This is a genomic window from Sphingobacterium bovisgrunnientis, assembly GCF_009829085.1.
GTDB lineage: Bacteria > Bacteroidota > Bacteroidia > Sphingobacteriales > Sphingobacteriaceae > Sphingobacterium > Sphingobacterium bovisgrunnientis.
Genome location: NZ_WUQY01000027.1, coordinates 47525 through 57144, shown reverse-complemented (window position 1 = coordinate 57144; position 9620 = coordinate 47525). Strand labels below are relative to the sequence as shown.

General features: G+C 35.0%; 8 protein-coding genes. 3 read left to right on the top strand and 5 right to left on the bottom strand.

Features of this window, described 5'->3' with window-relative positions:
• Positions 1 to 150 precede the first annotated feature (150 nt).
• From GOQ16_RS12905 to hmpA, 3 genes are all read left to right on the top strand, one after another.
• Positions 151 to 513 (top strand): cupin domain-containing protein, encoded by a 363-nt coding sequence (locus GOQ16_RS12905; RefSeq protein ID WP_160069657.1) that lies wholly within the window; start codon positions 151 to 153, stop codon positions 511 to 513.
• Positions 514 to 666: 153 nt separating this feature from the next.
• Entirely contained in the window at positions 667 to 1104 is a 438-nt protein-coding gene (locus GOQ16_RS12900) for an RrF2 family transcriptional regulator (RefSeq protein ID WP_149915486.1), read from the top strand.
• Between the two features lie 57 nt (positions 1105 to 1161).
• Positions 1162 to 2373, top strand: a complete 1212-nt coding sequence (gene hmpA / locus GOQ16_RS12895; protein ID WP_160069656.1) for an NO-inducible flavohemoprotein — start codon at positions 1162 to 1164, stop codon at positions 2371 to 2373.
• 321 nt (positions 2374 to 2694) lie between these two features.
• On the opposite strand, the gene GOQ16_RS12890 is transcribed toward hmpA, so the two are convergent.
• The 5 genes from GOQ16_RS12890 to GOQ16_RS12870 all read right to left on the bottom strand — a co-directional run bounded on the left by GOQ16_RS12890 (position 2695) and on the right by GOQ16_RS12870 (position 9610).
• On the bottom strand, positions 2695 to 5223 hold the full coding sequence (locus GOQ16_RS12890; protein WP_160069655.1) for a cation-translocating P-type ATPase: 2529 nt from the start codon (positions 5221 to 5223) through the stop codon (positions 2695 to 2697).
• 496 nt (positions 5224 to 5719) lie between these two features.
• Positions 5720 to 7357 (bottom strand): chaperonin GroEL, encoded by a 1638-nt coding sequence (gene groL, locus GOQ16_RS12885; RefSeq protein WP_160069654.1) that lies wholly within the window; start codon positions 7355 to 7357, stop codon positions 5720 to 5722.
• A gap of 93 nt (positions 7358 to 7450) precedes the next feature.
• Entirely contained in the window at positions 7451 to 7726 is a 276-nt protein-coding gene (locus GOQ16_RS12880) for a co-chaperone GroES (RefSeq protein WP_149914534.1), read from the bottom strand.
• 213 nt (positions 7727 to 7939) lie between these two features.
• Positions 7940 to 8293, bottom strand: coding sequence for a preprotein translocase subunit SecG (gene secG / locus GOQ16_RS12875; RefSeq protein WP_160069653.1), 354 nt, complete (start codon positions 8291 to 8293; stop codon positions 7940 to 7942).
• A gap of 18 nt (positions 8294 to 8311) precedes the next feature.
• Positions 8312 to 9610, bottom strand: a complete 1299-nt coding sequence (locus GOQ16_RS12870) for a hypothetical protein (RefSeq protein ID WP_160069652.1) — start codon at positions 9608 to 9610, stop codon at positions 8312 to 8314.
• Positions 9611 to 9620 lie beyond the last annotated feature (10 nt).

Sequence of the window (9620 nt, the reverse complement as noted above, 5' to 3'; positions counted from 1 at the left end):
CAAATAAGACTTTGGCAACAAAGCACAAGTCTGTGAAGCCCGAAGCCCATTTGTCTTTAGCAAATGGGTAGTTCACTAAATAAACATAATTATCATGGTGACCCATATCTTTCACTTCATTCTAAAACAATAACGTAACTAATTTTAAAAATGGAAAAAGTATCAATATTTGATAATTTAATATACGAAAACGCAAGGCCAGCCATTCATGTTCTTTTAAATAATGAGAATACTAAAGAAGTTAGGATTGCCTTTCGTAAAAATCAAGAAATGAAAGCGCATAAATCGCCATATCCAATTGTCATTCATGTTATAGAAGGATGTATTGATTTTGGTGCCTTGAATGAAAGACATATTCTTACTAAAGGAACCCTAATAGCGTTACGGGCCTCAGCAGTACATGATCTAAAAGCAGTAGAAGATAGTATTGTAAGACTATCATTGAATAAGTCAGATAGTATTGAAAGGGTTGAGAAGATTGGAAGAAGTAATACAGAAATCTCGAATAAATAAAAATAACAAATATAAATACATTTACTTGTTACTATATACTCAGAGGGAGACAGTGAATAATTTACAGAAAAGAGGCTACATAAAGGACTTCTTAAATCCAGAGCATAAAGATATTATTTTATACTTCAAAAGATAAAGTACCAATAATCAGACATGGGAATATTTTCTAAAACATGTGAGTATGCTTTGAGAGCAATGTTTTATATAGCGCAAAGATCACATAATGGACAACGTTGCGGCATTAAGGAAATTGCAGAAAACATCCATTCACCAGAACATTTCTTGGCAAAAATATTACAAAAGCTTAGTAAAGAGGGCTTAGTACAATCTATCAAAGGGCCAAATGGAGGCTTTTACTTAGATTCGCACAGTTTAAAACGTCCTCTTGCAGATATTGTTATGGCTATTGAGGGGGAAGAGATTTTCAAGGGTTGCGGTATGGGACTCAGCTATTGTTCTGAAGAAAATCCATGTCCATTGCATAATGATTTTAAAAATGTTAGAAACAATATTACCCGGATGTTGAAGGACACTTCTATCGGACAATTCAATGATGAATTAATAAAAGGGCAATTAACACTAAATAAATAATTTTTTCACCCAAATAAAAGACATTTTTATCTTTTATTGTTTAATATAATACATACAATGACTAATGATCAAAAAGACATAGTAAAAGCGACTGTTCCCATACTAAAGGAGCATGGAGTATTATTGACTACCCATTTTTATACGCGTATGTTTGAACATAACCCCGAACTTAAAAATGTATTCAACATGGGGAATCAAAAAAATCACAAACAACAAACAGCCTTGGCTATGACAATATTAGCTTATGCCGAACATATTGACGATCCTACTGTGTTATTACCTGTTATTGACAATATCGGTCATAAACATACGAGTTTAGATATTCGGCCAGAACATTATTCAATTGTTGGCAAACATCTAATTGCATCTATAGCTGAGGTATTAGGAGATGGTGCAACGCCGGAATTACTGAATGCATGGAGAGTTGCTTATGAGGAGTTAGCACAATTAATGAGCGGGCATGAACAGAAAATTTATAATAATCACGTCAATAAAAACGGTGGTTGGACAGGATGGCGACCTTTTGTGGTAAAGAAAAAAATTAATGAGTCTACAGAAATAACTTCATTTTATTTATACCCTTCAGATAACGGCCCGGTAGCAGATTTCCAACCCGGACAATACGTAAGCTTACGTCTCTTCCTTCCCGAGCTAAATTTAATACAACCTCGTCAATATAGCATTTCCAGCTGTCCTAATGGCAAATATTATCGAATTTCCGTAAAACGTGAAACAGGCAATATTCATCCTGATGGCATGATAAGTAATAGATTACATGATTACATTAGTGAAGGAGACCTTGTAGATCTATCTTCACCTTCAGGGGTTTTCGTATTAAAACATGAAGATCTAAAACCAAAAGTCTTTATAAGTGGAGGTGTAGGGCAAACACCATTAATGGCCATGTTAGAAAATCTTATAAACCAATCAAACGCCAATGATAATCTCAAAATAACTTGGGTACACGGGTGCCGTAATGAGGCTGTACATGCTTTTAAAGATAGACTAGCGGAAATAACAAATCGTTACAATAATGTAGAGAAACATATTTTTTATGAGCAATTAATCAATCAAGAAACTTCTGTCCATCAAGGTTGGGTTGAGCTTTCTAAGATTAAAGACCAAGTTATAGACCAACGAGCAGAATATTATATCTGTGGCCCTGCGCCATTCATTTCAAAACACTATACATTTCTTATAGAAAATAATGTGCCGAAATCTGCGATTCATTTTGAAGAATTCGGACCTTCCAATTTACAAGTAAACTAATATTTAATTTTATCAAAATATTAAGAAGCTCATTTGAAACTTAATTATAATGAACTGCCTCAAGATAATTGGGGCAGCTCTTAATTAAATAATTTTTTTATTTTAGCAATCTCCTTTTTAAAAATAGAGATATCATTCTGCTAGTTTAGATTTTTGTTTACTTAAATAATTCTAATTTCAGCACTTTTATTACAAGCACATTATAGGGACACCTCACTTAATTGACTGCTTGGCATTTTATTCTTGCTTAGAACCTGAATCATTTTCTTTTGAAACAAGCATATTTTGATTTTTACTGAAAGCCCTTACTCATACTTAAGTTTAAAGTTCATTTTGAGACTTTCTATTTCTTTTTAATCGAAACTTTATGAATTTAAATACTTCGATCCATAATACTGATATTGCTGCAATTAAAATAGTAAAGCCTACTTCATGCAAACTTAAACTTCTCACTTTAAAGAAATAAGCAAACGATGGAATGTATAATATTGAAAATAATAAAATCAGTGTAATGCCAATTACTAAAGGAAAGAGTTTGTTCTTGGTTTTTAGGCTCTCAAATAGACTATAGATGAAAGAGCGATTAACTAAACTCAAAAACACATTAGCGAAAATCATTGTTGCAAAAACCATAGATCTTGTAGACTGCTCATTATGATCGTTTTGTACAGCATATTGATAAACAAACAAAATGCCTAGTGTTATAAGGAGCCCTTGTATTATACTCATGCTTAATTCTTTCAAATTCAAGAAAGTATCTGTCATTCTACGTGGCTTTTGTGACATCGTCCCCTTTTCCATCGGTTCATTTTCATATACAATAGAGCACGTTGGTCCCATAATAAGTTCTAAAAATATAACATGTACAGGAGTCAGAATATGAGGATAAATCCACCCCAAAAGAAGAGGTAAAGATACAGTCAGTATTATTGGGATATGAATAGATATGATATACTGAATAGCTTTTTTAATGTTAGCATAAATTCTTCTTCCGGCAGCTATCGCAGTAATTAACTTACCTAAATCATCATTTGTAATAACCATTAAGGCAGCAGATTTGGCAATTTCTGTCCCTTTATTACCCATTGCGACACCTATATGTGCAGCTTTTAATGCTGGAGCATCATTTACACCATCACCTAACATGGCAACAATTTCACCATCTTCCTTCATCGCATTGACTGTTTGCAATTTCGCTTGCGGAAACATCCGTGTAAATAATGTTGTCTTTCGAGACAACGTGATAAGTTCCTCTTGACTTAGCTTAACGATATCTACACCATTTACGGCAGGCGTTTCATTCTTAATTCCAGCTTGCGCGGCAATAGCATTTGTCGTCTCGGCGTTATCCCCAGTTATTACTTTGACTTTGATTCCAGCCTCATATATCTTTCTGAATACATCTTGAATCCCTTTTTTAGGAGGATCATAGAATATTGTAAAGCCTAAAAACTCAAATTCATAATCCTGTTGATTGGAAAGGAACACATTCCCTTTAAAATCCGCCCTCCCAACTCCTAAGATGCGATAACCTTGTTCTCCAAAACTTTTTATTTTTTCTCGTAACACCTCCTTTTGCTGCTCTGAAAGACTTGCTGCTTCTAGGAGAGCCTCCGGGGCACCTTTGGCCGCGAGGATACGATTCCCAAATTTGTCCTCAAAAATATGCGTCATCATAGGGGGCCTCCCCTCCAAAGGATATTCATGAATCATATTAAAATCCTTTCGTATATCGGCGTTTGTGTATTGCTCATACACTTGGTGGATCGTAATTTCCATGGGATCAAAAGGAATTGGCTCACTGCTCCACATGGCGTAATTAATCAAATCGGAAATTTCGGGGGAATTAAATTCTGAGGCCTTAAAAACCTGGTTAGTTCTATAATCGTAAAGCAACGGAAGCTTCATAGAATTTTCAGTAATGGTTCCTGTCTTATCGGTAGATATTACTGTAGTACTTCCTAAGGTTTCAACAACACTGCTCCTTTTTATTACGATACCTTCTTTCATTAGCTTCCACGCTCCTAATGCCATGAAGGTGGAAAAAGCTAGCGGTATTTCTTCTGGTAAAATCGACATTGCAAGGGTTAAACCAGCTAATAGGCTTTCTATTAAATCACCTGAACGCCAATAACTATATCCCCATATTATAAAAAATACGATAACACCAACAGTGGCCATCCATTTTACGAATTTGGTAATCTGAATGTGCAAGGGTGAAGATTCTTCTTTAATATCTTGAATAGCTTGTCCTATTTTCCCAATATTTGTTTTACTTCCAATATGTTCAACTTGAATAACTGCCATACCAGACACAACTAAAGTACCACTATAAACTTCTCTTTCTTCGCTTTGTAAACTTTTAGATACAGAGTAACTCTCTCCTGTTAGAGATGCTTCATTTACAGAGAAGTCATTGCTGTATACTATTACACCGTCCGCGTTAATCATTTTTCCTTCCTCTATGATGTATAAATCGCCCACAGCAATTTCAGGTGTTGGTATTTCTTGAATTTCTCCATTCCGGATAACTGTACTTAATGGTTCGTTGAGTTTCTCAAGAGCTTGCAAGGCTTTCTTACTTCTATTATCCTGATAAAAAGATATTCCAGAGACTGCTACAATTGCACTTAACATAAAAAGCGCTTCTTCGAAATCCCCTACTATCAAGTATATTAAAGAGACTGCAAAAAGCAAAAGTAACATTGGTTCTTTTAAGATATCGAAAAGCAACGTATACCATGTTCCCTTCTTTACATCGGCAGGTTGGTTATATCCGAATTTATCTCTAGAATCATCAAGTTCTATCTTAGAAAGACCTGTTAAATTGGATGGAATGTTATAAGCCATAATATCGTTTAGGTAAAAACTAACATCAAACTATTGGTTAAAAATAATTCTTTATGATGTTGCGCCAAAAGGCTAAAAATAACATTTGGAAAAATAATTAAATTAACTTTAGTTTCACTAAAGTTAAATATAAATTTCTGAAAAGTGAATTAAATCCTAATCCGCTTTACGCCAGAAAAAAGTAATTTTAAAAAATGTATAAAGCGTATTTAAAGCGAGAATTCTCTTCTGCATATAACTTGCCATTATACACCTAAAGGTCTTTCCTTGTACATCCGACTTAGGGGCGGCTTATGAAGTTATAAATATAGTTAGTTAAGAAGCCTTATATAGCATAGCTAAAAGACTGATTTAATTATTTAAGGTGAATATGGCTTAAGTAGCATAAAATATTATTCCTTACTGCGTAAATAGAATTCACCTTGTTTAGGATTGAGATGAAAAAAAGGGCTTCAAATAAAATTGAAGCCCTTTTTATAGATAATATGAGTGATTATTACATCATACCGCCCATGCCGCCACCCATTGGAGGAGCACCTGCGCTACCAGTATTCTCTTCTGGTTCATCAGCCAATACACACTCTGTAGTCAATAACATAGACGCTACAGAAGCTGCATTTTCTAATGCTACACGAGAAACTTTAGTAGGGTCGATTACACCAGCACCAATTAAGTTTTCAAATACGTCTGTGCGTGCATTGTAACCGAAATCAGCAGAACCTTCTTTCACTTTTTGAACGATAACAGCACCTTCGATACCTGCATTAAAACAGATTTGACGTAAAGGCTCTTCGATAGCGCGTTTGATGATGTCGATACCAATGTTCTCATCTTCATTTTCACCACGTAAGTCTTTCAATGCCTCAGTAGCACGGATGAATGCAACACCACCACCAGCAACAATACCTTCTTCTACTGCAGCACGAGTAGCATGTAAAGCATCATCAACACGGTCTTTTTTCTCTTTCATCTCTACTTCAGTAGTTGCACCAACGTAAAGAACAGCTACACCACCTGACAACTTCGCTAAGCGCTCTTGTAATTTTTCACGATCGTAATCAGAAGTAGTTGTCTCGATTTGTGAACGGATTTGCGCAACGCGAGCTTTAATATCTTCAGCATTACCAGAACCGTTGATTACTGTTGTATTATCTTTATCAACAACAACTTTTTCAGCTTGACCTAAATCTTCTAAAGTTGCGTTTTCTAGTTTGTAACCTCTTTCTTCCGAGATAACAGTACCACCAGTTAAGATTGCAATATCTTCTAACATTGCTTTACGACGGTCACCAAAGCCTGGTGCTTTAACAGCAGCAACTTTCAATGAACCACGGATTTTATTAACTACCAAAGTAGCTAAAGCTTCTCCGTCAAGATCTTCTGCGATGATCAACAATGGTTTACCTGTTTGAACTTGTTTTTCTAAAATCGGCAACAACTCTTTCATGTTACTGATTTTCTTATCGTAGATCAAAATATAAGGGCTTTCTAATTCCGCTTCCATTTTGTCTGAGTTGGTAACGAAGTATGGAGATAAGTAACCACGGTCAAATTGCATACCTTCAACAGTTTTCACTTCTGTCTCAGTACCTTTTGCTTCTTCTACAGTGATAACACCATCATTACCTACTTTTTCCATAGCCTCAGCGATTAATGAACCGATTACTTCGTCATTGTTTGCAGAGATTGAAGCTACTTGTTTGATTTTATTGTTGTCTTGACCTACAGTTTGAGATTGCGTTTTTAAATTCGCAACTACAGCAGCGACTGCTTTGTCAATACCACGTTTTAAATCCATTGGGTTAGCACCAGCTGCTACAGACTTTATACCTGGAGCTACGATAGCTTGTGCCAATACAGTTGCAGTAGTAGTACCATCACCCGCTTGATCAGCAGTTTTAGAAGCCACCTCTTTTACCATTTGCGCACCCATGTTCTCGATAGCATCTTTCAATTCGATTTCTTTTGCTACTGTAACACCATCTTTAGTGATAGCCGGAGAACCAAATTTTTTCTCGATAATTACGTTACGACCTTTAGGACCTAAAGTTACTTTTACCGCATTAGCTAATGTGTCAACACCTTTTTTAAGTGATTCACGAGCTTCAACATTATATTTTACTTGTTTTGCCATTTTTAATTTTTTTGTTTTTCAAGAATTTGATTGTAAATGATTAAAATTCAAAATCTAGTCCTTATGAAGTAGAATTAATTAAAATAATTGTGATTAAAGAACTGCGTAAATATCAGACTCACGCATAATTAAATATTCTTTTCCTTCGTAAGTGATTTCTGTACCAGCATACTTACCGTACAAAACTTTGTCACCTACTGCTACAGTCAATGGTTCTTCAGGTTTACCTGAACCTACAGCAACTACAGTACCTTGTGATGGTTTTTCTTTTGCTGTATCTGGAATGTATAATCCAGAAGCCGTTTTCTCTTCTGCAGGAGCAGCTTCAACTACTACTCTGTCTCCGATAGGTTTAATATTTAATGCCATAATCTTATATAGTTTTTAATTATTATTATTTGTTTGACTATTATACAACATCAACTATGCCAAATCACTTTTGTCCATTTTCCTTGTCATTTTTTCATTTTAGCACTATAAATTGACAGTGTTATTGACTGACACGGTGTCACGATGACAGTGTATTGTTAACAAAAAAAGCCTTGCATTAAATGCAAGGCTCAAGTATCTTTTTAACTGCTATTAATTGCTTGAATCAGGAGAAGCTGTAGCAGGAGCTGATTGTTGTTGAGTCGGTGCTGTGTTCAAATTCAATTTAGGTGCTGTAGCAGGTGCTTCAATTTGATCAGATAAACTTCCTGATGAAACACTTCCCGAAGGACCTAAAATATTAATTGCTAAGCTGAAAACAATTAATAAAATTACTAATGTCCAAGTTCCTTTTTCTAAAAAATCGCCTGTACGTTGTACGCCCATCAAATTACTTCCACCTGCAAAACCTGATGACAAACCTCCACCTTTTGGGTTTTGGATCAACACGATTAGTGCAAGTAAAATACTAACGATAATAATTAAGACGATGAATAATGTAGTCATTTGTATGTATGCTTTTAATTATGAGTTCTTTTCTAATTCTTCAATTCGGTTTGCAAAATACGACTTTTTTTCTGGATATTTCAAAATTAATTTCTTGAATACCTCAATCGCCTTTAAATGCAAACCTTGATCAATATAAATATTAGCTAATGTCTCAGTTACTAAATAATAATTATCTTCTGCACTCTGTCTTGCCATATTTTCATTATTGATATTTTCTGGAGAAGGAGGCTTAATAATAGGATCCTTTTGAATAAATTTTTCAATAATTTCTGCCCCTTTTTTAGGCACAACAGGCACCAAGGGTTTCTTCTTAACTTCTTCGCTTAGTTTCTCTTCTGGATCTTGGAAATGAATAATATTTTCTTTGATCTGCTGATCCAAAATAGTTTCTTCTATTTTTGCGACATTGATAGTAGGTGTGGATTCAGCTAATGCTACACTCAAAGTAACATAGGGCTGGTAAGTATCAGCATGTTCCAATCGAGTTTTGTATAACCACCAACGAAAACTATACGGCATCAATTCGTCGTTATAGAGACTAACATCGTCTTTATCATCAACTTTTTCTATAGCTGATGTTACCAACTCTTCGGATTCACTTGCTAATTCAGACAATTCATCAGAAATTTCGTTTTCTTTATTTTCATAAGAATCAAAAACGAAATAATTTCCAGTAATTCCACCGACTTGTACAAGTCGATCTAATTCTAAAGCATCTTCACTCCTCTGCTCTTCAGAAGCTGTATCTTCTACAGGCTCTGTACAATCCAAAACATCTTCAGGTAACTCATTTTTTATATCGTCCTCCTCGATCTGTTCATTAAGATTACCTAATTCAACCGTTTCATAATTTACTGAATCATGTACTGCTTCCCCCAGTCCCTCAAGCTGATCAACTTGTGCAGCATTAAGCTCTTCTAGATCGCCCAAAGAACCAGCTACCTCTTCAATAGCTGAATCAGCCATCTCAACAGAGCTCATGGATTCCTCTGGAATCAATTGCTCATCCTTATCTATTTGAATTTGATCGACAGTTGGAAGAATTAGCGGTGAACTTTTTAAATTAATATCAGATTCTATTGGCTTATTTACATAGCTAAGCAACCAGCTCTCACTTTGTGCATAAAGCAAGGCTAATTCCTTATTTTGAGACTCTTGATTAATCAGTTTTTTACGACGTTCATAAGCAAAAATCAAAGGTTGTGAATATGGATATTTTAGTAACAAGCCCAACAATTCTTCTTCACTTAAGCGTGTAGGATCTAGTAATGCTTGTTTATATTGAGAATGATAAGAAGTATTCAAGGTAGCCATTGTATCCATT